The sequence below is a fragment of the Microbacterium cucumeris genome (assembly GCF_058349845.2).
On sequence record NZ_JBYRIZ020000001.1, the window covers coordinates 1 to 24,234 of the forward strand.

The window sequence follows — 24,234 nt, forward strand, 5'->3', positions numbered from 1 at the left end:
TGGCCACCCAACGTTGGGTGGCCATTTCGCGTTAACGGGAAGTGGGAGAGAGCAGAGATCATGCCGGAAGAGGAAGAGCGTCGTTCGCGACGCCAGAACGACGACCGTTCCACTGGTTCGAGAGACGATCGTCGAGACCGTCCGCGCACGGACCGATCCGGCTCGCGCCCCACCTACCGAGACAGCTCTTCGCGTGATCGAGGGCAGCGTCGCGAGGGCGATCAGCGTCGTGACGAGGATCGCCGCGGTTCCGGCTACCAGGGCAGGGATGCCGGGCAGCGTCGCGAGGGCGGCTACCAGAAGCGCGACGGAGACCGTCGGGATGGCGCCTCCCCGCGCCGCGATGGAGGCCCGCATCGTGACGGCGCTCGGCGTGACGGGGATCGCCGCGGCGGTGGCTACCAGAGCAGGGATGCGGCTCCGCGTCGTGAGGGCGGTTACCAGAAGCGCGACGGAGATGGTCAGGGCGGCGGATATCAGCGCCGGGACGGCGATCGTCGCGAAGGATTCCGGCCCCGCGAGGGTGGTCACCCCCGCCGAGATGGCGGCTTCGACCGCCGTGACGGAGGTGACCAGCGTGCCGACGGACGCCGTCGCGAAGGCGGGTACCAGCGGCGCGACGATGAACGCCGTGACGGCGGATTCCGGAACAGCGACGGCGGATACCAGCGCCGCGATGGTGACCGGCAGGGCGCTGGGTATCAGCGTCGTGACGGCGACTCCCGCGATGGTGGGTACCAGCGTCGTGACGGTGACCGCCGAGGCGGTGGGTATGAGCGCCGTGAGGGCGGTTCCCGAGACAGCGGGTACCAGCGCCGGGACAGCGGGTACCAGCGCCGCGACGGAGCCCCACGCGAAGGCGGATATCAGCGTCGCGACGGCGACCGCCGTACGAGCGGGTACCAGAACCGCGACGGCGGTGCGCCGCGCCGCGACGCGCGTGACGACCGCCGCAGCTCCTTCCCTCAGCGCGGTGGCGCAGATCGTCCGCGGGGCGACCGGCTGTACGACGACCGGCCGCGCCCCGAGCGCGGCCCGGACATCCCCGAGGAGATCACCGCTCGCTCCCTTCCCGCGGCGGCCCGCAACGAACTCAAGACCCTGAGCAAGGAGAACGCCGAGCAGGTCGCGCGCCATCTGGCGATGGCAGCGCAGCTCATCGATGAGGATCCCGCACTGGCCCACGAGCACGCTCTCGCGGCATCCCGTCGCGCCGGCCGTATAGCCATCGTGCGGGAGACCCTGGGCATCACGGCGTATGCCACCGGGGACTTCGCTCTGGCGCTGCGCGAACTGCGCACTTATCGGCGCATCTCCGGCAAGGAGGACCAGATCGCTCTGATGGTCGACAGCGAGCGCGGCGTCGGTCGTCCCGACCGTGCCCTCGAGACCGGCCGCGCCGTCGACCGGGACGCTCTTCCCGTCGAGGTCCGCGTCGCGCTGGCCATCGCCATGTCCGGTGCTCGTCTGGACCAGGGAGAGCTGGAGCTCGCGCTGGGCGAACTGGAGATCCCCGAGCTGGATCCGGACCGCGCCTTCAGCTGGAGCCCCGCGCTCTTCGCGGCCCGCGCGGCCGTCCTCGAGGACCTCGGCCGCGACGAGGAGGCGGAGTTCTGGACCCACCGCGCCGAGGTGGCTCTCGAAGCGCTCGGTCTCGACGAGTCCGGCGACGAGGAGATCATCGTCGAGGACGGACTCATCGAGGACGACACCGACGACTCCGCGTCGAGCGAGGCATCCGCTGCCGAGAACGCACCGGACGAGACGGAGCTGGCCGCGGACGAGCCCGGCGATCAGCAAGCCGACTCCGCCCCGGAGTCCGCGCCCTCCGAACCGCGCGCGGACGCCGCCGACGAGTCCGTCGAAGAGCACCCGAACTCCGCCCCCGAGCCCTCCGAGCACGACGCCATCGCACAGGAGGTCGCCGAGCTTCTGGGTGAGGACGAGGCGGACGAGGAGGGCCGCGCCTGATGGGCCTGTTCGCCAAGAAGCGTCCGACCCCGCTCGACGGCATCGACGTCGTGCTGGCGGATCTCGACGGTGTGGTCTACGCCGGACCTGGCGCGCTGCCGCACGCCGTCGACAGTCTCAACGCGGTCGCGGGCGAGCGTCGTCTCGGCTACATCACGAACAACGCCTCCCGCACCGACGCCTCCGTCGCCGAGCACCTGACCGAACTCGGTCTCTCGGTCGCGCCCGATGAGGTCGTCACGAGCCCGCAGGCGGCCATGCGCCTGCTCGCTAGCGTCGTCCCCGCGCCGGCCACCCTCCTCATCGTGGGCGGCGAAGGGCTCGTGGTCGAAGCGGAGAAGGCCGGGTACACCGTGACGCGCAGCGCCGAGGATGCTCCCGACGCCGTCGTTCAGGGCTTCGCGCCCGACGTCGCCTGGACCGACCTCGCCGAAGCCGCCTTCGCCCTGAAGGTGCCGGAGGAAGAGGGCGGGATCCCCTGGATCGCGACCAACAACGACTGGACCATTCCCCGAGAGCGCGGTGTGGCCCCGGGAAACGGGACCCTCGTGTCCGCGGTCCACACGGCGATCGGTCGTCTCGCGACGGTCGCAGGCAAGCCCGAGGTCCCGATCTTCGAAGAGGCGATCGCGCGATTCGGCGGTCGGCGCGCACTGTTCATCGGGGACCGGCTGGACACCGACATCCTCGGCGCGAACCGCGCGGGCATCGACTCCGCACTCGTGCTCACCGGCATCGACCGTCCCAAGCACGTCCTGGCCGCGCCCGAGGGCTCGCGCCCCACGTTCGTGCTCTCCGACCTCCGTGAGCTCCACGAACCGTATCCGCAGGCCGTCCGCAAGGACGGAGCGGTCACGGTCGGCGCATCGACCGTCCGCGTGAACGGGGGCGACGTCGAGATCCTCGCCGAGGGTTCGCGTCAGATCGATCTGCTGCGCGCCGGAGCCCTGGCGATCTGGGAGTCCGGCACGCCGATCTTCGTGCTGCGGGTGCCCGAGCGCCTCTACGAGGATCCGTTCCATCGGCCGTAGGCTGGTGGGGTGAGCGACGACAGCACCACCGGCCCCACGGACGGGCTCTGGAGCCGCCTGCGCCTGATCGAGGGTCAGCCCCTCGCGGCGAGGGCCGACGCGTATTCCAGCCTGCACGATGAACTGTCGCGCCGTCTCGAGGCCGGCGCGCGCCTGGATCAGCGAGAGAAGCCGTCGGAGCGGTGACCCGACTCGACGCCGCCCTCGCGGAGCGCGGACTGGCCCGTTCCCGGACGCATGCCGCGACGCTCATCTCCGACGGCCTCGTCCAGGTCGCCGGCCGCACGGTCGTCAAGGCCTCGACGCCGGTCGCGGATGACACCGAGATCACGGTGGCGGGGTCCGATCACTACGTCAGCCGAGCCGCGCACAAGCTGATCGCCGCACTGGATGGATTCGACGTCGACGTCTCGGGGCGCCTCGCTCTCGACATGGGAGCCTCCACCGGGGGATTCACGCAGGTGCTGCGCGAGCGCGGCGCCGAGCGCGTCCTCGCCGTCGATGTCGGGCACGATCAGCTCTCGCCGACGGTCGCCGCCGACCCCGGAGTGACGGTCGTCGAAGGGTTCAACGTGCGGCACATGACCGCCGAGAACCTCGCCCAGGCGACGGGGGAGCGGCGCCGCCCTGACGTGATCGTCGGCGACCTGTCCTTCATCTCGCTGGAGCTCGTCTTCGGGGCGATCGCGCTGGTCGCGGCATCCGACGCCGACATCATCCTGCTCGTCAAACCCCAGTTCGAGGTCGGCCGCACCGCAGTGCGGGGCGGTCTCGTGACCAATCCCGTCATCCGTGCCGACGCGGTCGCCCGCACGGTGTGGAGCGCCTGGGATGCCGGATTCGGGATGCAGGGGATCCTGCCCTCCCCGATCCTCGGAACCCACGGCAACGCCGAGTACCTTGTCCACATGGCGCCCGGCCGCGGGACCTCTCCGGCAGAATGGACGCAGCGGATCGACGAACTGGCAGGAGGACGATGAACGAGCGCAGCATCCTGGTCGTCGCCCACGCCGGCCGGGACGATACGGTCGCCGCCGCCCGTCGAGTCGTCGAGGCGCTCCGAAGCGCCGGAGCCCGTCCCGTGCTGGCCGGTGACGACCGGGCGGAGCTCTCGGCGGTCGATCCGGGATTCGCCGACGTCGATGTGCTCGGCGACACGATCCCGGTCGACGATCTGGAACTCGCGATCGTGCTCGGCGGGGACGGGACGATCCTGCGGGCCGCCGAACTCGTCCGCGACAGCGGGGCACCCGTGCTCGGCATCAACATGGGCCACGTCGGCTTCCTCGCCGAGATCGAGCGCGACGACATGGACGACGCCGTGCGACGGGTCATCGAGCGCGACTACGCGGTCGAGGAGCGCCTCGCTCTTGCCGTGCGCGTGAAGGACGTCGCCGGCGATGTCGTGTACGAGACCTGGGCGCTCAACGAGGCGACCGTCGAGAAGGCGAGCCGCGAGCGCATGATCGAGGTCGTCGTCGAGATCGACGGGCGTCCGCTCACGAGCTACGGATGCGACGGCATGGTGGTCTCCACCCCGACCGGCTCGACCGCGTACAACTTCTCGGCCGGAGGCCCGGTGATCTGGCCCGGCGTCGAGGCGATCGCCGTGGTGCCGCTGTCCGCGCACGCGCTGTTCGCCAAGCCCCTCGTCGTCAGCCCGCACGCCTCCGTCGCGATCGAGATGCTCGAGCGCACGAGCGGAACCGGCATCCTGTGGTGCGACGGCCGCCGCTCCCACGAGCTTCCTCCCGGAGCCCGCGTCGTGGTGCGCCGCTCCTCGCGCCCCGTGCGCCTTGCTCGGCTCCACCCCGCACCGTTCACGGACCGCCTGGTCCGCAAGTTCCGCCTGCCGGTGGCCGGGTGGCGCGGCAACGGGACGGAGGCGACGGCATGATCGAGGAGATCCGGATGCAGCACCTCGGCGTGATCGCCGACGCCGTGCTGCCCCTGGGCAAGGGCTTCACCGCGATCACCGGCGAGACCGGCGCGGGCAAGACCATGGTCGTCACCGGCCTCGGGCTGCTGCTCGGTCAACGCGCCGACTCCGGCGCCGTCCGTGCCGGAGCGCCCCAGGCCTCGGTCGCCGGCGTCTGGGTCGTTCCCGAGGAGGGCGCCGTCGCCGACATCGTGGAGGATGCCGGAGGGGAGCTGGAGCCCGCGGGCTCGGGACAGGCCGAGCTCTACGTCTCGCGAACGCTCAGCGCGGAGGGCCGCAGTCGCGCCAGCGTCGGCGGGCGGGCCGCGCCCGCCGGAGTGCTGTCGGCCCTCGCCGAGGAGCTCGTCGTCGTCCACGGCCAGTCCGAGCAGCTGCGGCTGAAGTCCGCCGTCGCGCAGCGGGACGCGCTCGATCGCTTCGGCGGCGAGCCGGTGGCGGATGCCCTGCGCGCATACACCGGTGCCTGGGAGCGGTGGCGCATCCTCGACGCCGAACTGCGCGAGCTCACCGAGAACCGCGACCGGCGCGCCGAGGAGGCCGCGCGGCTGCGTGAGGCTCTCGCCCTGATCGAGGCGACCGCGCCCGAGCCCGGTGAGGACGAGGCCCTCGCCGAGCGCGCCGAGCGCCTCGCCAACGCCGAGGAGCTGCGGCAGGCCGCCGCGCTCGCGCACGGTGCGCTGTCCGCCGAGGACGGGGACACCGACGCCTCGGCTCTCGTCGCCGATGCACGGCGTCAGCTCGAACGCGCGTCCGATCCGGCGCTCTCCGGCATCGCGGAGTCGCTCGCGGACCTCGGCTACCGCATCACCGACATCGCCGGTCAGCTCGCCGGTTACCTCGCCGACCTCGACGAGGCGGGTCCGCACGAACTGGCCGCGGTCGAGGAGCGCCGGGCCGCTCTCGGAACGCTGGTGCGCGCACACGGCTCGCTCGACGAGGCACTCGCCCTGTGGGAGACCGGCTCCGCGCGACTGGCCGAGCTGGACGACGACACGGACCGCGTCTCGCGGCTCGACGCCGAACGCGAGCAGGCCCGTGCCGAGCTGGACTCCGCGGCCGAGACTCTCACCGCGGTGCGCACCGAGGCCGCGGCGCGGCTGGGCGCAGCGGTCACCGAGGAACTGCACGCGCTCGCGATGCCCGACGCCCGGCTCGAGGTCGCGGTGACGGCCGGCACGGAGAGCGCGCACGGGCGCGACGACGTCGCCATCCTGCTCGCTCCGCACCCCGGAGCAGAGCCCCGATCCGTCGCCCGGGGCGCCTCGGGAGGCGAACTGTCGCGGGTCATGCTGGCGATCGAGGTCGTCATCGCGGGCACCGACCCGGTTCCGACCTTCGTCTTCGACGAAGTGGATGCCGGGATCGGAGGCGCCGCCGCGATCGAGGTGGGCAGGCGACTTGCTCGACTCGCTGAACGGTCCCAGGTGATCGCCGTCACGCACCTCGCCCAGGTCGCCGCCTTCGCCGGGAATCACCTGTCCGTCGTCAAGGCCAGCGACGGCGCCGTCACGGCATCCAGCGTCCGACGCCTCGAGGGCGCCGAGCGCGAAGCCGAGATGGCGCGCCTGCTGTCGGGCCTCGCCGATTCGGACGCCGCGCTGACGCATGCCAGAGAACTGCTCGACCTCGGGGTCTCCCGCGAACTGTTAGGATAGAAGCCCGTGATGAACTCTTCTTCTGCGGGGCCCAAGAACGACACCACCAAGCACATCTTCGTGACCGGCGGTGTCGTTTCGTCTTTGGGCAAGGGGCTCACCGCCGCGAGCCTCGGCAATCTCCTCACCGCCCGCGGACTGCGCGTCGTCATGCAGAAGCTCGACCCGTATCTCAACGTGGACCCGGGCACGATGAACCCGTTCCAGCACGGCGAGGTGTTCGTCACCGACGACGGCGCCGAGACGGACCTGGACATCGGCCACTACGAGCGCTTCCTCGACATCAACCTGTCGCAGGCCGCCAACGTCACGACCGGGCAGATCTATTCGCAGGTCATCGCACGCGAGCGGCGCGGCGAGTACCTCGGCGACACGGTGCAGGTCATCCCGCACATCACCGACGAGATCAAGCGGCGCATGCGGCTGCAGGCGGACGAGACGCCCAAGCCCGACGTCATCATCACCGAGGTCGGCGGCACGGTCGGCGACATCGAGTCCCAGCCGTTCCTCGAGTCCGCCCGTCAGCTGCGCCACGAGCTCGGCCGCGACAGCGTCTTCTTCGTCCACGTGTCGCTGGTGCCGTTCATGGGCGCGTCGGGGGAGCAGAAGACCAAGCCCACCCAGCATTCCGTCGCGGCCCTGCGCCAGGTCGGCATCCAGCCGGATGCGCTCGTGCTCCGCAGCGATCGTCCCGTCAGCGAGTCGAACCGCAACAAGATCGCCCTGATGTGCGACGTGGACGCCGAGGGCGTCATCAACACGGTCGACCTGCCGAGCATCTACGACATCCCGTCCACGCTGAACGAACAGGGCCTGGACTCCTACATCGTGCGCCGGCTCGGGCTCGACCAGAAGGCCGCCGACGTCGACTGGACGCGCTGGAACAAGGTCCTGCACGCCGTGCACAACCCCAAGCATGAGGTCACGATCGGACTCGTCGGCAAGTACATCGACCTGCCGGACGCCTACCTCTCCGTGACCGAGGCGCTCAAGGCCGGCGGTTTCGCGCAGGAGACGAAGGTCAACATCCGCTGGATCCCGTCCGACCTGTGCGAGACGCCGGAGGGCGCCAAGGAGCAGCTCGGACAGCTGGACGGCATCTGCGTGCCTGGCGGCTTCGGCATCCGGGGCATCGAGGGAAAGCTCGGTGCGCTGACCTTCGCCCGCGAGCAGGGCATCCCGACGCTCGGACTCTGCCTCGGCCTGCAGTGCATGGTCATCGAGTACTCGCGCAACGTCGCGGGGATCGACGGCGCCTCGTCGAGCGAGTTCGACCCGGAGACGCCGGCTCCGGTCATCGCGACGATGGCCGAGCAGGTCGACATCATCGACCACGGCGACCTGGGCGGCACGATGCGTCTGGGACTGTACCCCGCTCGCCTCGCCGAGGGCTCGATCGCGGCTGAGGTCTACGGCTCGACGGAGGTCGAGGAGCGTCACCGTCACCGCTACGAGGTCAACAACGCCTACCGCGACCGCATCGCCGAGGCCGGCCTGGTGTTCTCCGGCATCAACCCCGAGCTCGACCTCGTGGAGTTCGTCGAGCTGCCGCGCGACGTGCACCCGTACTACATCGCCACGCAGGCGCACCCCGAGCTGCGTTCGCGTCCGACCGATCCGCACCCGCTGTTCCGCGGTCTCGTGGGGGCGGCGATCGACCGTCATCGGGCGAGCGAGCTGTTCGACGTGGAAGCCGATGCCTGATCTCACGTCCGCTCAGGACGTCGGCCCCCGCTCCGGGGAGGGGGCCGACGCGGCCGCCCTGCGCGATGAGCGGTTCGATCCGGAGATCCTCGCATCGGAGCTCGCGTTCCGCGGTGCGGTGTGGGACATCCGCGACGACCGACTCCGGTACGGCGACGGCGAGCTGCGACGTCAGTACGTCGATCACCCCGGGGCTGCGGCGATCGTCGCGATGGACGCCTCGGACCGGGTGCTGCTGATCCAGCAGTACCGGCATCCGATCCGGCATCGCGACTGGGAGCTGCCCGCGGGACTCCTGGACGTCGAGGGGGAGGACCCGCTCGACGCCGCGCGCCGTGAGCTCGCCGAGGAGGCCGACCTGGTCGCCGGGGCGTGGGAGCCCCTGCTTTCGACGTTCACGACGCCGGGCGGCAGCAACGAGATCGTGCACTTCTTCCTCGCAACGGAGCTCTCGGATGCTCCGGACGTGCATGCCCGTGAGGACGAGGAGGCCGACATCTCCCTGGTCTGGGTTCCGCTGCAGGATGCCGTGGACGCCGTGCTCGCCGGACGACTGCGCAACGCGCTGCTCGCCAACGGGCTGCTGGCCGTGGCGGCGAGGCGCGCCAGGGGCTGACCGTGCAGGTCGAGCGCGCGGTCGACGCCTATCTCCGGCACATCACGATCGAGCGGGGCCTCTCCACGCACACGGTCGGCGCCTATCGCCGTGATCTCGAGGTCTATCGCGCCTGGCTCGCGGACGTCGGGGTCGACGACACGGCGGCGATCAGCAGCTCGATCGTCAGCCGGTTCATCGCCGACCGATCCGCGCTCGTCCCGCCGCCGGCGGCCACGAGCCTGGCCAGGCTCCAGTCGTCTGTGCGCGGCCTGCACCGGTTCCTCGTGCGGGAGGGGATCGCGCCGGAGGACCCGACGGGTCGGCTCCGCCCGCCGAAGACGCCGCAGCGACTGCCCAAGGCGCTGACGATCGACCAGGTCGAGGCGCTGCTGGCCGCCCCCTCGCCGGATGAGCCGATGGGGATCCGGGATCGCGCCCTGCTCGAACTGCTCTACGCCACGGGTGCGCGCGTGTCCGAGGCGATCGGGCTGGACGTGGACGATCTGTCGCACGGCGAGGTGCTGCGGTTGCGGGGCAAGGGTGCGAAGGAGCGCATCGTGCCGATCGGCTCGTACGCGCGCTCTGCGGTCGACGCCTACCTCACGCGGGTGCGGCCCGATCTCGCGGCGAAGGGACGCGCGACCGCCCGGCTCTTCCTCGGGGCCCGCGGCGCGCCCCTGTCCCGGCAGAGCGCCTGGCTGATCATCCGGCAGGCCGCCGACACCGCACAGATCACGGCGGACGTGTCTCCGCACACGCTGCGCCACTCCTTCGCCACGCACCTGCTGCAGGGCGGAGCCGACGTGCGCGTCGTGCAGGAGCTTCTGGGGCACGCGTCGGTCGCGACGACCCAGATCTACACCCACGTCTCGGTCGACGCGCTGCGCGACATCTACGCGACGTCGCATCCGCGCGCCCGGTAGCGCGATTCCCCGGGATCGCCGGGTGCGGGCCGCGCGTTCGCGCCCCTGGTGACTAGAATCGAGCGAGCACGAGGGAGCAGGAGAACCGGTGGCTGACAAAGCGGCGAAGTCCAAGGGCAGGGCGTCGAAGGGCGACGAGACCCCGATCGGACCCACCGGTCGTCCCTATCACGGCTTCCCGACGCCAGCGCCGCTCGAATCCCACGGGCCGGCGCGGATCATCGCGCTGTGCAACCAGAAGGGCGGGGTCGGCAAGACCACGACGTCGATCAATCTCGCCGCCGCTCTCGCCGAGTACGGCCGCAAGGTGCTCGCGGTCGATTTCGACCCGCAGGGTGCGCTCTCCGCGGGCCTCGGCATCCAGACGCACGACGTGCCGACGATCTACGATCTGCTGCTGGACACCAAGCGCGACGCGCACGAGGCGATCGTGCACAGCTCCGTCGACGGCCTCGACGTGATCCCGGCGAACATCGACCTCTCCGCGGCCGAGGTGCACCTCGTCAACGAGGTGGCGCGCGAGACCATCCTGTCGCGCGTGCTCCGTCAGGTCGCGGGGGAGTACGACGTCATCCTCATCGACTGCCAGCCGTCGCTGGGGCTGCTGACCGTGAACGCGCTCACCGCCAGCCACGGCGTCCTCATCCCGCTGGAGTGCGAGTTCTTCGCTCTGCGCGGCGTCGCGCTGCTCATCGAGACGATCGACAAGGTGCGCGATCGCCTGAACCCCGCCATCCAGCTCGACGGCCTGCTCGCCACGATGTACGACCCGCGGACGCTGCACTCCCGTGAGGTGCTCGAGCGCGTCGTAGAGGCGTTCGGAGACGACGTCCTGGAGACCGTGATCGGCCGCACCGTGAAGTTCCCGGACGCTTCGGTCTCCGGCGTCCCCATCACCGAGTTCGCACCGGAGCACGCCGCCGCACAGGCGTACCTGCGGCTGGCGCGGGAGCTGGTCGCCCGTGGCGCCGTCGCCTGACGAGACCGATCCGTCGGTCGTCGAGCAAACCGATCCCTCACCCGCGCTCGATGAAGGAGGGCGGGACGACTCCGGTTTCCGCGTGTCGCTCGGGAACTTCGACGGACCGTTCGACCTGCTGCTGAACCTGATCTCCAAGCACGAGCTCGACATCACCGAGGTGTCGCTGAGCAAGGTCACGGACGAGTTCATCGCGTATCTGAAGGAGCTCGGACCCGAGGAGGAGCTGGATCAGGCATCCGAGTTCCTCGTCGTGGCAGCGACGTTGCTGGACATGAAGGTGGCCGGCCTCCTGCCGCAGGGCGAGCTGGTGGATGCCGAGTCCGTCGCGCTCCTCGAGGCGCGGGACCTGCTGTTCGCGCGTCTCCTGCAGTACCGCGCGTTCAAGGAGGTCTCCGCCTGGTTCGCGCGGAGCCTGCAGCGGGAGGATCGTCGTCACGTGCGCAGCGTGAGGCTGGACGAGAAGCACCGCCGTCAGACACCCGAGCTGGTCTGGACGCTCAGCGCCGACGACTTCGCGGCGCTGGCCCTCCTCGCGTTCGCGCCGAAGGAGATCCCGCACGTCGGGCTGGACCACCTGCACGCGCCGCTCGTGAGCATCCGGGAGCAGGCTGCGATCGTGGTGACGCTGTTGCGCGGCACGGAGTCGCTGACGTTCCGCGAGCTCGTCTCCGGTGTGACCGAGCCGGGCATCGTGGTGGCGCGGTTCATCTCGGTGCTCGAGCTGTACCGGCACGCCGCGCTGTCCTTCGAACAACTGGAACCGCTCGGCGAGCTGACGCTGCGCTGGGCCGCCGACACCTGGTCGGATGAGATGCTCGCGACCCTGGGGGCCGACTATGACCGATGACATGACCGAGACCATCGACGAGCGGGCGATCGACGCTCCGCTGACCGAGAAGCTCGAGGCGATCCTGCTGATCCTCGAGGAACCGCTGGGCCTCGTCGCGCTGGCGGCCGCGGTCGGCGCCCCGGTACCGGCGGTGCGCCAGGCGATCGAGACGCTCGTGGACGACTACGACGGACGCGGCAGCGGCCCGCGGCGCGGCTTCGAGCTGCGCGAGGTGGGCGGAGGCTGGCGGCTGTACGTCCGGGACGACCACGACGACCTCGTCGCCGAGTTCGTCGGCGGTCAGGCGCCCGCGCGGCTGTCGCAGGCGGCGCTGGAGACGCTCGCCGTGATCGCGTACAAGCAGCCGGTCACGCGCGGCCAGGTGGCCTCGATCCGCGCCGTGAACGTCGACTCGGTGGTGCGCACCCTCCTGGCGCGCGGGCTGATCACCGAGCTGTTCGCCGACTCGGAGACGGGCGCGATCAACTACGGCACCACGGATGCCCTGCTGCAGAACCTCGGCATCAACTCCCTCGACGAGCTGCCTCCCATCTCTCCGCTGCTCGACGACGGTTCGAACGGCTTCGACGAATCGAGCATCCGATGACCCCCGAGACAGACTCTTCGCCCGAGGGCGTCCGGCTGCAGAAGGTCCTCGCGAACGCGGGCGTCGCCTCGCGGCGCGTCATCGAGCAGTACATCGTCGAGGGGCGCATCCGCGTCAACGGGCAGATCGTGACCGAGCTCGGCACGCGCATCGACCCCGACAAGGACCTCGTCGACGTCGACGGCACCGCCGTGCAGCTGGACGTGTCCAAGCGCTACGTGATGCTGAACAAGCCGACCGGCGTCGTCAGCACGATGCGCGACGAGAACGGCCGCCCGGATCTGCGGCGCTTCACGAAGGACTACCCCGAGCGCCTGTACAACGTCGGCCGCCTGGATGCCGAGACCAGCGGCCTGCTGGTGCTCACGAACGACGGCGAGCTGGCGCACGTGCTCGCGCACCCGTCGTTCGGCGTGACGAAGGTGTACATCGCCAAGGTCGACGGCACGGTCACGGCCCAGACCATCGCGAGGCTGACGGCGGGGATCGAGCTCGAGGACGGGCCGATCGCGGCCGACAAGGCCCGGCTGCTGGACACGTCCCGCGGCTCGAGCCTGGTGGAGCTCACGCTGCACTCCGGGCGCAACCGCATCGTGCGCCGCATGATGGCGGCGGTCGGCCACCCCGTTCTCGAACTCGTCCGCCGGCAGTTCGGCCCGCTGCACCTGGGAACCCTCCCGGCGGGGAAGTCGCGGGAACTGACTAAAATCGAACTCGGCGCGCTGCTGACTCTGTCGCGCCAGGATTCCCCTGCGGATACGACGCCGGGAGACGTGCAGGAGAAGCAGTGAGCGAACAGTCCCGTGGTGCCGCGGTGCCCCCGCGGCTGTCGGGGACCGTCCGGATCGTCGGGTCCGGCCTGCTCGGCGCCAGCATCGGACACGCGCTGCGGGTGAAGGGCGTGGACGTGGTCCTCGCCGACGCGTCACCCGCGCAGCTCCGGCTCGCGATCGACTACGGCGCCGGGCGCGCCGAGAAGGACGACGATCGACCCGTCCTCACCGTCGTCGCCGTTCCGCCGGACGTCACCGCCGATGTCATCCAGGCGGAACTGGATCGCTACCCGGATGCGGTGGTCACGGATGTCGCGAGCGTCAAGCTGGAGCCGTTGAACGCCCTGCGCCGGCGCGGCGTCGATCTCACGCGCTACATCGGCTCCCATCCGCTCGCGGGACGCGAGCGCGGCGGAGCGATCTCGGCGCGCGCCGATCTGTTCGTCGGGCGCCCGTGGGTCGTGTGCCGCGACGAGGAGACGCGTCCGGCCGACCTGGCGCTCGTCGAGGCGCTCGCGCTGGATGTCGGGGCGATGCCGCTCGAGATGACGCCCGAGGAGCACGACCGCTCGGTCGCCCTGACCTCGCATGTCCCGCAGGTCGTGGCGAGCCTGCTCGCGGGCCGGTTCGCGTCGGCGGACGAGGGATCCCTGCGCCTGGCAGGTCAAGGCGTGCGGGACACCACGCGCATCGCCGCCTCCGCCCCCGAACTGTGGGTCCAGATCCTGGGCGCCAACGCTCAGCCCGTGGTCGACATCCTCGACGCGCTGGCGGACGACCTCCGCGACGTGGCCGCAGCGCTGCGGGATCCGGCCGCGCCCGGTGCGCGCCGCACGGTCGCCGACGCCATCCGGCAGGGCAACGAGGGAGTCGAGCGGCTTCCCGGCAAGCACGGGCAGAACCGCCGCTACGAGCAGCTGGTCGTCATGGTCGACGACACTCCCGGTCAGCTCGGGCGGCTCTTCGGCGAGCTCGGTGAGCTCGGCGTGAACGTGGAGGATCTGCGCCTGGAGCACTCGCCGGGCGCGCAGTTCGGCCTCGCCGAGATCAGCGTGGCCCCGGCCGCGCTGCACGGCGCGATCACCGGTCTGCAGGAACGCGGGTGGCGGATTGCAGGGACCACGAATGACTGACGCGCACAAGTTCATCGCGATCGACGGGCCGGCCGGCTCCGGCAAGTCCAGCGTCTCCAAGGCCGTCGCGCGCAGCCGGGGATACGGCTATCTCGACACGGGAGCCGCGTACCGCGCGCTCGCCTGGCACGTGCTCGACCGCGGGGCCGACACGGCGGACGCGGATGCGGTGCGCGCCGCGGCATCCGACTTCGATCTGCGCATCGGACTCGACCCCGACGACCGATCCGTGCGGGTCGGAGACGTCGACGTGACCGCGGCGATCCGCGAACCGCGCGTGTCGGGCGCCGTGAGCGGTGTCGCGCGCGTTCCCGAGGTGCGGACGGGCGTCAACGAACTGTTCCGGTCCCTCGTCGCGGAGGCCGCGTTCGACGCCGTCGTCGTGGAGGGCCGCGACATCACCACAGTCGTCGCGCCCGACGCGCCGGTGCGGATCCTGCTCACCGCGGCCCCCGAGGTGCGCGCCGCGCGACGCGCCGGCGAACTCGCCGGCGAGAACGCCGCCGCGGTCGCTGAGGCGCTGCACCGGCGCGACGCCGCCGACAGCACGGTCGTCGACTTCCTCAACGCCGCGGAGGGCGTGGAGGTCGTGGACTCGACCGCGCTCGATTTCTCTCAGACCATCGACGCCGTGCTCGCGGTGATCGACCGAAAGCAAGGAGCGGAACATGCCCGCTGAAGACGAGTACGAGGGCGGCCCTGACCACCTCGAGGAGAAGCTGAACGACCTCGACGAGGCGCTCGCGGACCAGAGGGCCGAGGCGCTGCGCGCCGGTCTCGCCGAGTACGACCTGGACGAGGAGGATGCCGCGCTCCTGGCCGGTCTCTCCGGCGGCGAGGACGGCATCGAGTTCCTCCCGGCGCTGCCTGTCGTCGCGATCGTGGGGCGCCCGAACGTCGGCAAGTCCGCGCTCGTGAACCGCATCCTGGGCCGCCGTGAGGCCGTGGTCGAGGACACTCCCGGCGTGACGCGCGACCGCGTCACCTACAAGGCGGAGTGGAACGACCGGCGCTTCTCGCTGGTCGACACGGGCGGCTGGGAACCGGACGCCAAGGGCATCGACCGCTCGGTCGCCGCTCAGGCCGAGGTCGCGATCGACCTGTCCGACGTCGTCCTGTTCGTCGTCGACGCGATGGTCGGTGCCACCTCGACCGACGAGCACGTCGTGCGCCTGCTGCGCAAGAGCGGCAAGCCGGTGTTCCTCGTCGCCAACAAGATCGACGACACGCGTCAGGAGCCGGAGGCGGCGGCGCTGTGGAACCTCGGCCTCGGCGAGCCGTACCCGACGTCCGCGATCCACGGACGCGGCGTCGCCGACCTGCTGGATGCCGTGCTCGCGAAGCTTCCCGAGGTCTCGGCCGTCGCGAAGCAGGAGATCGGCGGACCGCGCCGCGTCGCGATCCTCGGTCGGCCGAACGTCGGCAAGTCCTCGCTGCTGAACAAGGCGGCGGGGGAGGAGCGCGTGGTCGTGAACGATCTCGCCGGCACGACCCGCGACCCCGTGGACGAGGTCGTGGAGCTCGGCGGCAAGCTGTGGCGCCTGGTGGACACGGCCGGCATCCGTCGCCGCGTGCACCTGCAGCAGGGCGCGGACTTCTACGCCTCCCTGCGCACGTCCGCGGCGCTGGAGAAGGCCGAGGTCGCCGTCGTCGTGCTCGATGTGTCCGAGAAGATCAGCGAGCAGGACATCCGCATCATCGACCTCGTGCTGGAGTCCGGCCGGGCGCTCGTGCTGGCGTTCAACAAGTGGGACCGCCTGAACGACGACGACATGGAGAACCAGGATCGTCGCCGCTACCTCGAGCGCGAGATCGAGCAGGACCTCGCGCATGTGGCGTGGGCCCCGCGCGTCAACATCTCCGCGAAGACCGGGCGGCACCTCGACAAGCTCGTGCCGGCGCTGGAGACGGCGCTGGAGAACTGGGACCGCCGCATCCCGACCGGGAAGTTCAACGCGTTCCTGTCCGAGCTCGTCGCCGAGCATCCGCACCCGCTGCGCGGCGGCAAGCAGCCGCGCATCCTGTTCGGCACGCAGGCGTCCACGCGCCCGCCGACGTTCGTGCTGTTCACGACCGGCTTCCTGGACCCCGGCTACCGCCGGTTCATCCAGCGGCGCCTGCGCGAGCTGTACGACTTCGAGGGCACGCCGATCGTCATCAACATGCGGGTGAGGGAGCGGCGACAGCGCTGAGCACCGCTCACCGCTCGTGAGGCGGCGGAGGTACCATGGAAGGTGGATGCCGCAACGCCGTGGCATCCACCGAGCACGCCCACAAGGCCCGCCGAAAGAGGATGCGATGACGCACACCCTGCCCCTGCCCGATTTCACCCACGAGCGCGTGGAGGTGATCACGGGACGGCGCAGCGGTCTGTTCATCGCGGTCGCCCTGCATTCCTCCGCGCTCGGCTCCGCCCTCGGCGGGGCGCGGCTGTGGACGTATCCGCACTGGAGCGACGCGCTCGGCGACGCACTGCGGCTGTCGGCCGCCATGACGCTGAAGAACGCGGCCGCGGGTCTGGACGCCGGGGGCGGGAAGTCCGTCATCGGCCTGCCGGAGGGGACAAGTCTGGATTCGGAGCGCCGCCGCGCGGCCTTCCTCGATCTCGGGGACGCCGTCGAGGCGCTCGGCGGCCTGTATCGCACGGCCGAGGACGTCGGCTCGACCACTGAGGACATGCTGACGGTCAGCGAGCGGACGGCGCACGTGGTCGGCCTGCCGGACGCGGTCGGAGGATCCGGTGAGCCGGCCGGGCCCACCAGCCTGGGTGTGTACGAGTCGCTGCGCGCCGTGCTGGAGCGCGTGACGGGATCTCCGGACGTCGCCGGCCGCCGGATCACGATCTCGGGCCTCGGTCAGGTCGGCGGACGCCTCGCCGTCCGGCTGTCCGCAGAGGGCGCCGTGCTCACCGCCACCGACGTCAACCCGTCGCGGCGTCAGCTCGCCGCCGATCTGGGGATGACGTGGGCGGAACCGGGAACGGAGCACCTGATTCCCTCCGACGTGTTCGTCCCCGCGGGGATCGGCGGTCTGCTGACCGACGAGGTCATCGACCAGCTCGACACCCGCGCGGTGTGCGGTCCGGCGAACAACCCTCTCGCGGCGCACGACGGCGCGGACCGGTTGGCCGGCCGTGGCATCCTGTACGCGCCGGACTTCGTCGTCAACGCCGGCGGGGTGATCTACCTGGATCTCGAGGCGAAGCGGCTGGGGACGAAGCAGGAGATCATGCAGCGCGTCTCTCAGATCGGCGGCACGCTGCGCGGCATCCTGGACGCCGCGCAGGAGCGTGCGATCACGCCGCTGCAGGCCGCGGAGGAGCTCGCCGAAGCGCGGCTGCGCGCGGCGCAGGCGTCGGAGAGCGTACTGTCCTGACCTCCGCCGGCGCGGGGAAGGGTCAGTCGAGCTCGGACTGCAGACGCTCCCAGAGCTGACGGCTGCAGTCCGCGACGGCCGCTTCCCAGGTCTGGTTCGCGCCGTCCTGGGCGGTGTCCGACACCGCCTTCCAGATGCGGATGGGGACGCCGAACTCGCCGGCCACCCAGGTGTACACGTACGCCTCCATGTCGACGAGGTGACCGCCGAGCGCGTGGATGGCACGCACGGTGTCGGCGTCGTCGACGAAGCTGTCCCCGGTGGCGATGACGACGTCGCCGTCGCCGAGACGCAGATTCTGCGGCATCGAGACGTGGTGACCGGCGACGCCCTTGTCGTCGATGACGTCGTACTGGAACACCCGGTCTATGGCGTGGATGCCGGGGGCGATGTCGGGGTCGATCGCGCCGGCCGTGCCGACCACGAGGATCTCCTCGTAGGCGGTGGTGCACAGGGCGCGCGTGAGCGCGGACGCGGCCATGATCTTCCCCGGTCCGGTCACGAGCCGGTCGTACCCGGGCACCTGCTCCGGGAACGCGACGAGTTCGGATTCGAGGGCGGCGACGAGAAGCTTCACGGGACCATCTTCGCAGAGCCGTGACGTCCGAGGTCGCGTCGCGCACGACGGCGCGGATGCTGTGACAGGGTGGAGGGGTGACCATCGTTCCCCCGACACCCGGTGAACCGCGTCGCCCCGAGGGCCCGCGGGACCCGGGAGACGCGTGGGTCGTCGCCGAGACGGGTGAACGGTACTGGGGGCGGTTCGGCGCGGCCGGGCTGCTCGCCGTAGACCCTGACCGCGGTGTGCTGCTGCAGCACCGGGTCTCCTGGAGCCACTTCGGCGGCACCTGGGGGCTGCCGGGTGGCGCGCTGCACGAGGGCGAGTCCGCGATCGTCGGTGCCGAGCGCGAGGCGACCGAAGAGGCCGGGGTGCCGGACGGGGCCGTGCGGTCGCGGTTCACGAGCGTGCTCGACCTGCGCATCTGGTCGTACACGACGGTGGTCGCCGACGTGCTCGTGCCGTTCGATCCGGTCATCAGCGATCCCGAGAGCATCGCGCTCGAATGGGTGCCGGTGGAGGACGTGGATGACCGGCCGCTGCATCCCGGATTCGCCGACGCGTGGCCGCGACTGCGCGCGCTGCTGGATGCGCGTCCTGCGCTCGTGGTGGATGCCGCGAACGTCGTCGGCTCCGTGCCAGACGGCTGGTGGCGCGATCGCGCCGGTGCCGCCGGACGGCTGGCTTCGGCGCTGGCCGGGCTGGCCGTCCCGGCCGGGGAGCTCGGCCTGGGCGGAGACGAGTGGTTCCCCGAGATCTCGTTCGTCGTGGAGGGGCAGGCGAAGGCGATCGCCGCGGATGCCGGGGGAGAGCGCGTGCGGATCGTGCCGGCTCCAGGGGAGGGCGACGACGCGATCCTCGCGGAGGCCGAGCGCCTCGTGCGCGACGGCAGGGCGGTGATCGTGGTCACGAGCGATCGCGGGCTGCAGGAGCGTGTGAATGCGTCGGGCGCGGACGTGCGTTCGGCGGGGTGGCTGCGCGGCTTGATCTGACGTGTCGTGACGCGCGCCGTGCGGCGGATCAGGCGTCCCGGCCTCGGAGTCGGTCGATCTCGCGCCGTTCGCGCTTGGTCGGCCGACCGGCGCCGCGGTCGCGGACGGCGAGAGCGGCCGTCGGCTCGCGGGGCGGCGTGCGCTCCTCGTAGGCGAGTGCGGCGAGGGGCGCCCCGACGCGTTTGACGAGGGTCTGGCGCACGATGAGGATGCGGTCGAAGCCGCTGATGCGGACCCGCAGTTCGTCTCCAGGCCTGACGGTCTGCGCCGCCTTCGCCTTGTCTCCGTTCACGCGCACGTGCCCGGCCCGGCAGGCCGTGGTGGCGGCGGAACGCGTCTTGTACACCCGGACGGCCCACAGCCAACTGTCCACGCGGACCGGTGAATCGCTCATCGTGGTGTCTTCCCTTCGCGGAGGGTCGCGAGCGCGCCGGCCACGATCAGGCCCTGACCCAGCGTGTAGGTCGCCATCACGGCGGGGCTCGTCCAGTCCGGCATGGCGTCGGGGAGGAAGAGGCGGAAAGCGAGGATGGTGTCGCTCACCAGGAAGAAGGCGCCGCCGACGGTGACGAGCGGGCGGCAGCGGGTGGCGAGCGCCGCGGTGGCGCCCAGGACGAGTCCGTAGGCGCCGACGGCGAGCAGGAGACCGCCGGTGTGCGGGCCGAGGATCACGATCATGGCCACCCACCAGACGGCGTAGACCAGTGCCCACCACGGCATCCCTCGGCGGCGACGGAGGACCCGGAGGAACAGCACGATGTAGGCGATGTGCGCGAGTCCGAAGAATCCGAGCATGAGCGGAAGCTCCGGTGCCGCCGGGAAGAGGAAGCCTGTGCCGTCGCCGAGCCACGAGAACAGCAAGGCGGCGAGCAACAGGACGATCGCGAGTCTCGGCTTCAGACGTGCGGAGATCAGCACCGGGATCGCCAGTAAGGGCATGAGCCAGAGCTTCGTGGGACCGGCGAGATCGCTGCCGACGGCCAGGGCGCCGACGTGCAGGACCGACATCAGGGCGAAGGGGACGAACGTCCACCAGATGGTGGGGCGACCGAAGACGCTTCGTTGCATCCCTCCATCGTAGGTTCGCGCGCGCGGTGTCGCGCCGCGGTCAGAGGGCGAGTGCGACGATCGGGCGCCCCGGCTTGGGGGCTGCTGATTCGGAGAATCCGACCGAGAGGAAGGTCGACAGCGCGCCGTGGAAGAGGTCGTTCGATCGGACGCGCCCCGGGGAGGTGTCGACGGGATACCCCTCGACGACCCGGGCTCCGGATGAGCGGGCGAAGGCCACCGCGGCATCGAGGAGGCGGGCGTTCAGGCCGAGGCCGCGATACTCCTTCCGCACGACGAAGCACGTGATGGCCCAGACGGACTCGTCGTCGAGCGGCTCCGGGGTGCTCGTGACGATCGCGCGGGTACGGGCGATGCGCCGCTGGACGGTGCGCGGACCGACGCGGACCCAGCCGGCCGGCTCGCCGTCGACGTACGCGATGAGGCCGGGAGGGGGACCGGCGTCGACCTCGTCGTGCAGGAGCTCGCGTCGTTCCTCGGCCGTGGTCCGGTTGAATTCGGCGTTCGTGAGCGTGAACCACGCGCACTGGCAGCTGCGTCCGTCGCCTCCGCCGGAGAAGGTGTGCTGCACGTCTTCCCAACGCTGGGGCGTGGCCGGCTCGGTGGTGATCTCGGGCATGTGGGCACGGTACGCCACGGTTCCGACACGGGCAAGGGATGCTGGTTCGCGAACGCGTGATCGTGCGGCTAAGATAGGGGAGTTGCCTGCGCGAGAGCGGAGGCGGCGGGCTGTGGCGCAGCTTGGTAGCGCACTTGACTGGGGGTCAAGGGGTCGCAGGTTCAAATCCTGTCAGCCCGACCGAGAGGTCCCGGAAACTCAAGGGTTTCCGGGACTTTTCTGTAGGTGGATGTGATCCGGTCATCGAGAACCCATCACTTACACGCCCTTCTGGGAGGCCGGACGCTCGGTCTCCGGTCCGAAGCCCGACTGCCAGCTCGGCGCGATCGTCGAGGTCATGCTCGGCACCTCCGCCCGCATCGGCGAGGTTCTCGCCATCCGCCGCCGTGACATCGACGTCACCAGCCCGACACCATCGATTCGTATCGCGGGCACGATCGTCAGCCACCGCGGAGAGCCGACCAATCGCGGATGTCAGCGCCCAACATGCCGTTGTTCGCGAGTCGGTCGCTGAACGTGCGTGGGCTCATTTATGTTACGGGTTCGTCAGCCGCAACCTCGGCTCGGTCGACGAGTGGCGGGTGCTCGTATATGGCGCCCGATGCAGTGCACGATCTTCGCCCCTCATTCGTATAATGGCTAGCCTTCTACCGGAGGTCTCGCGAGCGTTCGGCAGTCGACGGGTGCGTCACGGAATCTAGGGACGCTCGAACGGCCGTGATTTGGACCAGATTAGTGACCAGAAACCCCCAGATTGGCCGACATCAGCCGGTGGTTACCGGTAGTATCGTTGCCGTGAGAACCGCAGAATTCCGCGGATTCTCGCCCGATCGGCGCCGTGGCGCCCCCTGGTCCGAGCCCGTCAGTTGTTTCTGGTTCGGGTCGTGCGCCCGGCCTATCAGGAACCCACCTAAATCACCTCCCACAGACCGCAATCGACCGGCTACACTCGGACCAAGCGAACCGCTCGGTTCCCTGTAAACACAAGGGAATCCGCGAGTTCCCGAGACGATCGGCGGAGACCGGAGATTGCCCGGACCCTCCAAGGGGTCGCAAGTTCAAATCCTGTCAGCCCGACAGAACAGCACGACAAAGGGACCGGCCCAACGCTGGTCCCTTTGACGTTCCGAAAAGCTCGCAGTGGGGCAGGGCATGTCACCCGCGTCGTGCCCGTCCGAGACCTAGTCGGCGCAGTGGTTCCTGACCGCGCAGCAACGGCAGCGCCGCTGGCTACGCTCGGAGTCATGGAAGCCTTCGAGCAGTTCGTCGCCCTCGCCCTGGAAGCCGAGGGGCTGGTCGTCTCGAGTGCGCTCAAGTTCCCCGTCAAGCGCCGCACACGAAAGGTCGCATATGAGGAGTGGCAGACACACGGATTCGAGGTGGACCTCGTCGCGGCTCGCGCCGACAAGCTCGTGCTCGCGACCGTGAAGTCCTTCTTCGGCTCGCGTGGAGTCGTGGCTGCACACGTCAGGGGAGAGAGCGAGAATCGCACCTGGAACGCCGCATACGCGCTCCTCAACGATGAACAGATCCGTTCCACTGTCGTGACGGCCGCCGCAGAGCGGTTCGGCTTCGAGCTCGACCAGGTCGAGCTGCGGCTCTACGTCGGCAAGTTCGCCGGGGGCGGGAGCGAGGCCGCCGTGCGCGAGTGGTGTGCACGACAGGTCGTCGGAGTCGGACCGATCGCGGTAATCGGTGCCGCTGAAGTCGTGGAGACCGTGCGCGAGGTGGCGGGCTCGAAGCAGTATCGCGACAACGCCGTACTGGCGACGATGAAGGTGCTGGACGCAGCGGGTGCGCTCGTCTAGTCATGCCAACGCCCGGCACGCCCATTCCTGTACGCCCCGATCAGTAGACCTGACCGGAACCAGCGGACCCGGTGAAGAACGGCACGGCCCGGAGACTCGCAGGTCTCCGGGCCTGACCAGTCCCGGGGCTCACCCGAACAGGATCAACCGCGCACCGCCACTTCGTAGACGCGCGCGATCTTCGCCTCTGTGGTGGAAGCGGACGGGTTCGTGACGAGGAGGCGGATCTGGTCCACGCCGCTCACACCGACCGGCACGTCACGAGCAGCTTGCGTGTTGCCTGTGATCGCCGCTACCTGCTGCCATCCGGCCGACGTGTGGACCTCGACCGTGAAGTCCACGAGCACGACGCCGGTCCCGCCACTGTAGCCGCTGTAGACCCCGACGGACGAGACGTCCTGGGCCGTCGCCAGCGTGACGGTCGCCGTCGGTGTCGTGTCGCCGACCGCTGAGATCCAGCGCCCGGCATTCGTGCAGTCTCCGTCGGTGAGGTTGTCGCCGGTGAAGGTCTGGTACACCGAGGACACCTGAACGCTCGCGCCGACCGCGTCATGGGTCTGACACGGTGACACATTCGGATCACCGGCGAGCCAGGACTTGATGAACTGGCCCTGGTGCTCACCGCCCATGAGGTTCCAGTCGTAATCGAACATCTGCGGTTTCCAGAAGTTGTCGAGGATCCACGCCTGCCACCCGATCCACGGGTGCGCGTCCACGTACTCGCGGAACGGTACGCCCCAGTTGGACGTCGTGCCGCGCGTGACGGCATCGGAGAACTCGCCTTCGGGGTTCCACCCGAACTCGGTGATGACCACAGGGATCTGGTCGGCGGCGTTGCCGAACTTCGCGTCGAGCAGCGCTTCGGTCGGGGAGCCCTGGTTGGGGTAGATGTGGTACACGTAAGCGAGGTTGTCGTCCTCGACGGGGTTCGCGATCGCCCCGTTGAGCATGGTGCTCCATTGCGGCGAGCCCATCAGCAGCAGCGTGTCCGGGGCGGTCGTGCGGATCGAGTCCACCACCGGCTGGATGTAGTTCTTCCAGGTGTTCCAGTCGGCGGGATTGATGGGCTCGTTGAACACCTCGAAGATCACGTTCGACGTGCTGCCGTAGATCGGAGCGATGTAATCCCAGAACCGCTTCACCATCGACTGAGGGACTGCGCCGGCCGCGTCCCCGTAGTCTCGCACGAGGTGCAGGTCGATGATGATGTAGATGCCGAGATCCACGGCCTGATCGACGTACGGCGCGATGTACTGCGCGTCGTACGCGGCGAGGTCTGTCGTCGAGCTGATCTCGGTGACCGGAAGGCGCACCACATCGGAGTTCCAGCCGGCCTCGGCATCAGCCGCCAAGTCGATGAGCTCGGAGGTCGGCCGGGAATTGCAGTACTCGCACACGTCGTTCTGTTCGGGTGCGAGGACGGAGACGCCCTGGAGCGTCACGCCGTCGCCGTTCGCATCGCGGATCCAGTTGCCATCCACCTGAAGTGCCGGCGCGCTCCCGAGCGCGGCTTCCGGTACCGCGGCCGCCGCCGCGGGGATCGCCGCGAGTGCGAGCGCCGCCGCGACGAGGCCAGTCAGCGCGATGGCCGTCCGGCGAGACCGATGTGGTCTGAACATTGTTCTCCCTCTCGTCCGTCCGCCGCCTCGTTGCGGCGGACGAGTCCCG

25 protein-coding genes and 1 tRNA gene are annotated in these 24,234 nt (G+C 70.2%); 20 read left to right on the top strand and 6 right to left on the bottom strand.

Going from position 1 to position 24,234, the window contains the following annotated elements:
- Positions 1-1,137: hypothetical protein (locus AC3RXZ_RS00005; protein WP_491492781.1), on the bottom strand; the 1,137-nt coding region annotated here is incomplete at its 3' end.
- Positions 1,138-1,143: 6 nt separating this feature from the next.
- On the opposite strand from AC3RXZ_RS00005, the gene AC3RXZ_RS00010 reads away from it, so the two are divergent.
- From AC3RXZ_RS00010 to AC3RXZ_RS00090, 17 genes are all read left to right on the top strand, one after another.
- Complete coding sequence (locus AC3RXZ_RS00010) at positions 1,144-1,971, top strand: hypothetical protein (protein WP_491492782.1); 828 nt, start codon at positions 1,144-1,146, stop codon at positions 1,969-1,971.
- The gene (locus AC3RXZ_RS00015; RefSeq protein ID WP_243226129.1) at positions 1,971-3,002 is read left to right on the top strand and encodes an HAD-IIA family hydrolase; all 1,032 of its coding nucleotides are present in this window, start codon (positions 1,971-1,973) and stop codon (positions 3,000-3,002) included. The genes AC3RXZ_RS00010 and AC3RXZ_RS00015 overlap by 1 nt, the downstream gene beginning before the upstream one ends.
- A 9-nt stretch (positions 3,003-3,011) precedes the next feature.
- Positions 3,012-3,188, top strand: a complete 177-nt coding sequence (locus tag AC3RXZ_RS00020) for a hypothetical protein (RefSeq protein ID WP_243226127.1) — start codon at positions 3,012-3,014, stop codon at positions 3,186-3,188.
- Complete coding sequence (locus AC3RXZ_RS00025) at positions 3,185-3,982, top strand: TlyA family RNA methyltransferase (protein ID WP_243226126.1); 798 nt, start codon at positions 3,185-3,187, stop codon at positions 3,980-3,982. The genes AC3RXZ_RS00020 and AC3RXZ_RS00025 overlap by 4 nt, the downstream gene beginning before the upstream one ends.
- Positions 3,979-4,899 carry an NAD kinase gene (locus tag AC3RXZ_RS00030; protein ID WP_243226125.1) on the top strand — a complete coding sequence of 307 codons (921 nt, stop codon included), beginning with the start codon at positions 3,979-3,981 and terminating at the stop codon, positions 4,897-4,899. The genes AC3RXZ_RS00025 and AC3RXZ_RS00030 overlap by 4 nt, the downstream gene beginning before the upstream one ends.
- The gene (recN, locus tag AC3RXZ_RS00035) at positions 4,896-6,596 is read left to right on the top strand and encodes a DNA repair protein RecN (RefSeq protein WP_491492783.1); all 1,701 of its coding nucleotides are present in this window, start codon (positions 4,896-4,898) and stop codon (positions 6,594-6,596) included. The genes AC3RXZ_RS00030 and recN overlap by 4 nt, the downstream gene beginning before the upstream one ends.
- 9 nt (positions 6,597-6,605) lie before the next feature.
- Positions 6,606-8,300, top strand: coding sequence for a CTP synthase (gene pyrG / locus AC3RXZ_RS00040; protein ID WP_243226123.1), 1,695 nt, complete (start codon positions 6,606-6,608; stop codon positions 8,298-8,300).
- Positions 8,293-8,916 (top strand): NUDIX domain-containing protein, encoded by a 624-nt coding sequence (locus tag AC3RXZ_RS00045; RefSeq protein WP_243226122.1) that lies wholly within the window; start codon positions 8,293-8,295, stop codon positions 8,914-8,916. Before pyrG ends, AC3RXZ_RS00045 begins: the two co-directional genes overlap by 8 nt.
- 2 nt (positions 8,917-8,918) lie before the next feature.
- Positions 8,919-9,821 (top strand): site-specific tyrosine recombinase XerD, encoded by a 903-nt coding sequence (gene xerD, locus AC3RXZ_RS00050; RefSeq protein WP_491492784.1) that lies wholly within the window; start codon positions 8,919-8,921, stop codon positions 9,819-9,821.
- 88 nt (positions 9,822-9,909) lie between these two features.
- Positions 9,910-10,800 (top strand): ParA family protein, encoded by an 891-nt coding sequence (locus AC3RXZ_RS00055; protein ID WP_243226120.1) that lies wholly within the window; start codon positions 9,910-9,912, stop codon positions 10,798-10,800.
- Complete coding sequence (locus tag AC3RXZ_RS00060) at positions 10,784-11,650, top strand: segregation and condensation protein A (protein WP_243226119.1); 867 nt, start codon at positions 10,784-10,786, stop codon at positions 11,648-11,650. The genes AC3RXZ_RS00055 and AC3RXZ_RS00060 overlap by 17 nt, the downstream gene beginning before the upstream one ends.
- Positions 11,640-12,239 carry an SMC-Scp complex subunit ScpB gene (gene scpB, locus AC3RXZ_RS00065; RefSeq protein ID WP_243226118.1) on the top strand — a complete coding sequence of 200 codons (600 nt, stop codon included), beginning with the start codon at positions 11,640-11,642 and terminating at the stop codon, positions 12,237-12,239. The genes AC3RXZ_RS00060 and scpB overlap by 11 nt, the downstream gene beginning before the upstream one ends.
- Positions 12,236-13,030: a pseudouridine synthase gene (locus AC3RXZ_RS00070; RefSeq protein ID WP_491492785.1), complete on the top strand. Its 795-nt coding sequence runs from the start codon at positions 12,236-12,238 to the stop codon at positions 13,028-13,030. The genes scpB and AC3RXZ_RS00070 overlap by 4 nt, the downstream gene beginning before the upstream one ends.
- Positions 13,027-14,145, top strand: a complete 1,119-nt coding sequence (locus tag AC3RXZ_RS00075; protein WP_243226116.1) for a prephenate dehydrogenase — start codon at positions 13,027-13,029, stop codon at positions 14,143-14,145. Before AC3RXZ_RS00070 ends, AC3RXZ_RS00075 begins: the two co-directional genes overlap by 4 nt.
- On the top strand, positions 14,138-14,824 hold the full coding sequence (gene cmk, locus AC3RXZ_RS00080) for a (d)CMP kinase (RefSeq protein WP_491492786.1): 687 nt from the start codon (positions 14,138-14,140) through the stop codon (positions 14,822-14,824). The genes AC3RXZ_RS00075 and cmk overlap by 8 nt, the downstream gene beginning before the upstream one ends.
- On the top strand, positions 14,814-16,337 hold the full coding sequence (gene der, locus AC3RXZ_RS00085; protein ID WP_243226113.1) for a ribosome biogenesis GTPase Der: 1,524 nt from the start codon (positions 14,814-14,816) through the stop codon (positions 16,335-16,337). The genes cmk and der overlap by 11 nt, the downstream gene beginning before the upstream one ends.
- A gap of 106 nt (positions 16,338-16,443) precedes the next feature.
- Positions 16,444-17,520 carry a Glu/Leu/Phe/Val dehydrogenase family protein gene (locus tag AC3RXZ_RS00090; protein ID WP_491492787.1) on the top strand — a complete coding sequence of 359 codons (1,077 nt, stop codon included), beginning with the start codon at positions 16,444-16,446 and terminating at the stop codon, positions 17,518-17,520.
- A gap of 22 nt (positions 17,521-17,542) precedes the next feature.
- Here AC3RXZ_RS00090 and AC3RXZ_RS00095 read toward each other — a convergent pair whose 3' ends face one another.
- Positions 17,543-18,097, bottom strand: a complete 555-nt coding sequence (locus AC3RXZ_RS00095) for a phosphorylase family protein (protein WP_491492788.1) — start codon at positions 18,095-18,097, stop codon at positions 17,543-17,545.
- Positions 18,098-18,174: 77 nt separating this feature from the next.
- Here AC3RXZ_RS00095 and AC3RXZ_RS00100 point away from each other — a divergent pair, with 77 nt between their 5' ends.
- Entirely contained in the window at positions 18,175-19,071 is an 897-nt protein-coding gene (locus tag AC3RXZ_RS00100; RefSeq protein WP_491492789.1) for an NUDIX domain-containing protein, read from the top strand.
- A 28-nt stretch (positions 19,072-19,099) separates the two neighbouring features.
- Here the strand turns inward: AC3RXZ_RS00100 and AC3RXZ_RS00105 are convergent, their stop codons facing one another.
- From AC3RXZ_RS00105 to AC3RXZ_RS00115, 3 genes are read right to left on the bottom strand one after another with little or no spacing between them, the layout of a single operon-like run.
- A complete protein-coding gene (locus AC3RXZ_RS00105; RefSeq protein ID WP_491492790.1) occupies positions 19,100-19,465 on the bottom strand; it encodes an RNA-binding S4 domain-containing protein in 366 nt (121 codons plus the stop codon).
- Complete coding sequence (locus tag AC3RXZ_RS00110) at positions 19,462-20,139, bottom strand: lysoplasmalogenase family protein (protein WP_491492791.1); 678 nt, start codon at positions 20,137-20,139, stop codon at positions 19,462-19,464. The genes AC3RXZ_RS00105 and AC3RXZ_RS00110 overlap by 4 nt, the downstream gene beginning before the upstream one ends.
- Positions 20,140-20,179: 40 nt before the next feature.
- On the bottom strand, positions 20,180-20,758 hold the full coding sequence (locus AC3RXZ_RS00115; protein ID WP_491492792.1) for a GNAT family N-acetyltransferase: 579 nt from the start codon (positions 20,756-20,758) through the stop codon (positions 20,180-20,182).
- 106 nt (positions 20,759-20,864) lie between these two features.
- On the opposite strand from AC3RXZ_RS00115, the gene AC3RXZ_RS00120 reads away from it, so the two are divergent.
- A tRNA-Pro gene (locus AC3RXZ_RS00120) sits at positions 20,865-20,938 on the top strand.
- A 1,064-nt stretch (positions 20,939-22,002) separates the two neighbouring features.
- Positions 22,003-22,566: a hypothetical protein gene (locus AC3RXZ_RS00125; RefSeq protein WP_491492793.1), complete on the top strand. Its 564-nt coding sequence runs from the start codon at positions 22,003-22,005 to the stop codon at positions 22,564-22,566.
- 143 nt (positions 22,567-22,709) lie between these two features.
- On the opposite strand, the gene AC3RXZ_RS00130 is transcribed toward AC3RXZ_RS00125, so the two are convergent.
- The gene (locus AC3RXZ_RS00130; protein WP_491492794.1) at positions 22,710-24,185 is read right to left on the bottom strand and encodes a glycoside hydrolase family 5 protein; all 1,476 of its coding nucleotides are present in this window, start codon (positions 24,183-24,185) and stop codon (positions 22,710-22,712) included.
- Positions 24,186-24,234 lie beyond the last annotated feature (49 nt).

Coding starts and splice junctions, on each gene's coding strand:
- AC3RXZ_RS00010 (WP_491492782.1), top strand. CDS start 1,144: ATGGCAGCGCAGCTCATCGATGAGGATCCCGCACTGGCCCACGAGCAC.
- AC3RXZ_RS00015 (WP_243226129.1), top strand. CDS start 1,971: ATGGGCCTGTTCGCCAAGAAGCGTCCGACCCCGCTCGACGGCATCGAC.
- AC3RXZ_RS00030 (WP_243226125.1), top strand. CDS start 3,979: ATGAACGAGCGCAGCATCCTGGTCGTCGCCCACGCCGGCCGGGACGAT.
- recN (WP_491492783.1), top strand. CDS start 4,896: ATGATCGAGGAGATCCGGATGCAGCACCTCGGCGTGATCGCCGACGCC.
- pyrG (WP_243226123.1), top strand. CDS start 6,606: ATGAACTCTTCTTCTGCGGGGCCCAAGAACGACACCACCAAGCACATC.
- AC3RXZ_RS00045 (WP_243226122.1), top strand. CDS start 8,293: ATGCCTGATCTCACGTCCGCTCAGGACGTCGGCCCCCGCTCCGGGGAG.
- scpB (WP_243226118.1), top strand. CDS start 11,640: ATGACCGATGACATGACCGAGACCATCGACGAGCGGGCGATCGACGCT.
- AC3RXZ_RS00070 (WP_491492785.1), top strand. CDS start 12,236: ATGACCCCCGAGACAGACTCTTCGCCCGAGGGCGTCCGGCTGCAGAAG.
- cmk (WP_491492786.1), top strand. CDS start 14,138: ATGACTGACGCGCACAAGTTCATCGCGATCGACGGGCCGGCCGGCTCC.
- der (WP_243226113.1), top strand. CDS start 14,814: ATGCCCGCTGAAGACGAGTACGAGGGCGGCCCTGACCACCTCGAGGAG.
- AC3RXZ_RS00090 (WP_491492787.1), top strand. CDS start 16,444: ATGACGCACACCCTGCCCCTGCCCGATTTCACCCACGAGCGCGTGGAG.
- AC3RXZ_RS00105 (WP_491492790.1), bottom strand. CDS start 19,465: ATGAGCGATTCACCGGTCCGCGTGGACAGTTGGCTGTGGGCCGTCCGG.
- AC3RXZ_RS00110 (WP_491492791.1), bottom strand. CDS start 20,139: ATGCAACGAAGCGTCTTCGGTCGCCCCACCATCTGGTGGACGTTCGTC.
- AC3RXZ_RS00115 (WP_491492792.1), bottom strand. CDS start 20,758: ATGCCCGAGATCACCACCGAGCCGGCCACGCCCCAGCGTTGGGAAGAC.
- AC3RXZ_RS00125 (WP_491492793.1), top strand. CDS start 22,003: ATGGAAGCCTTCGAGCAGTTCGTCGCCCTCGCCCTGGAAGCCGAGGGG.
- AC3RXZ_RS00130 (WP_491492794.1), bottom strand. CDS start 24,185: ATGTTCAGACCACATCGGTCTCGCCGGACGGCCATCGCGCTGACTGGC.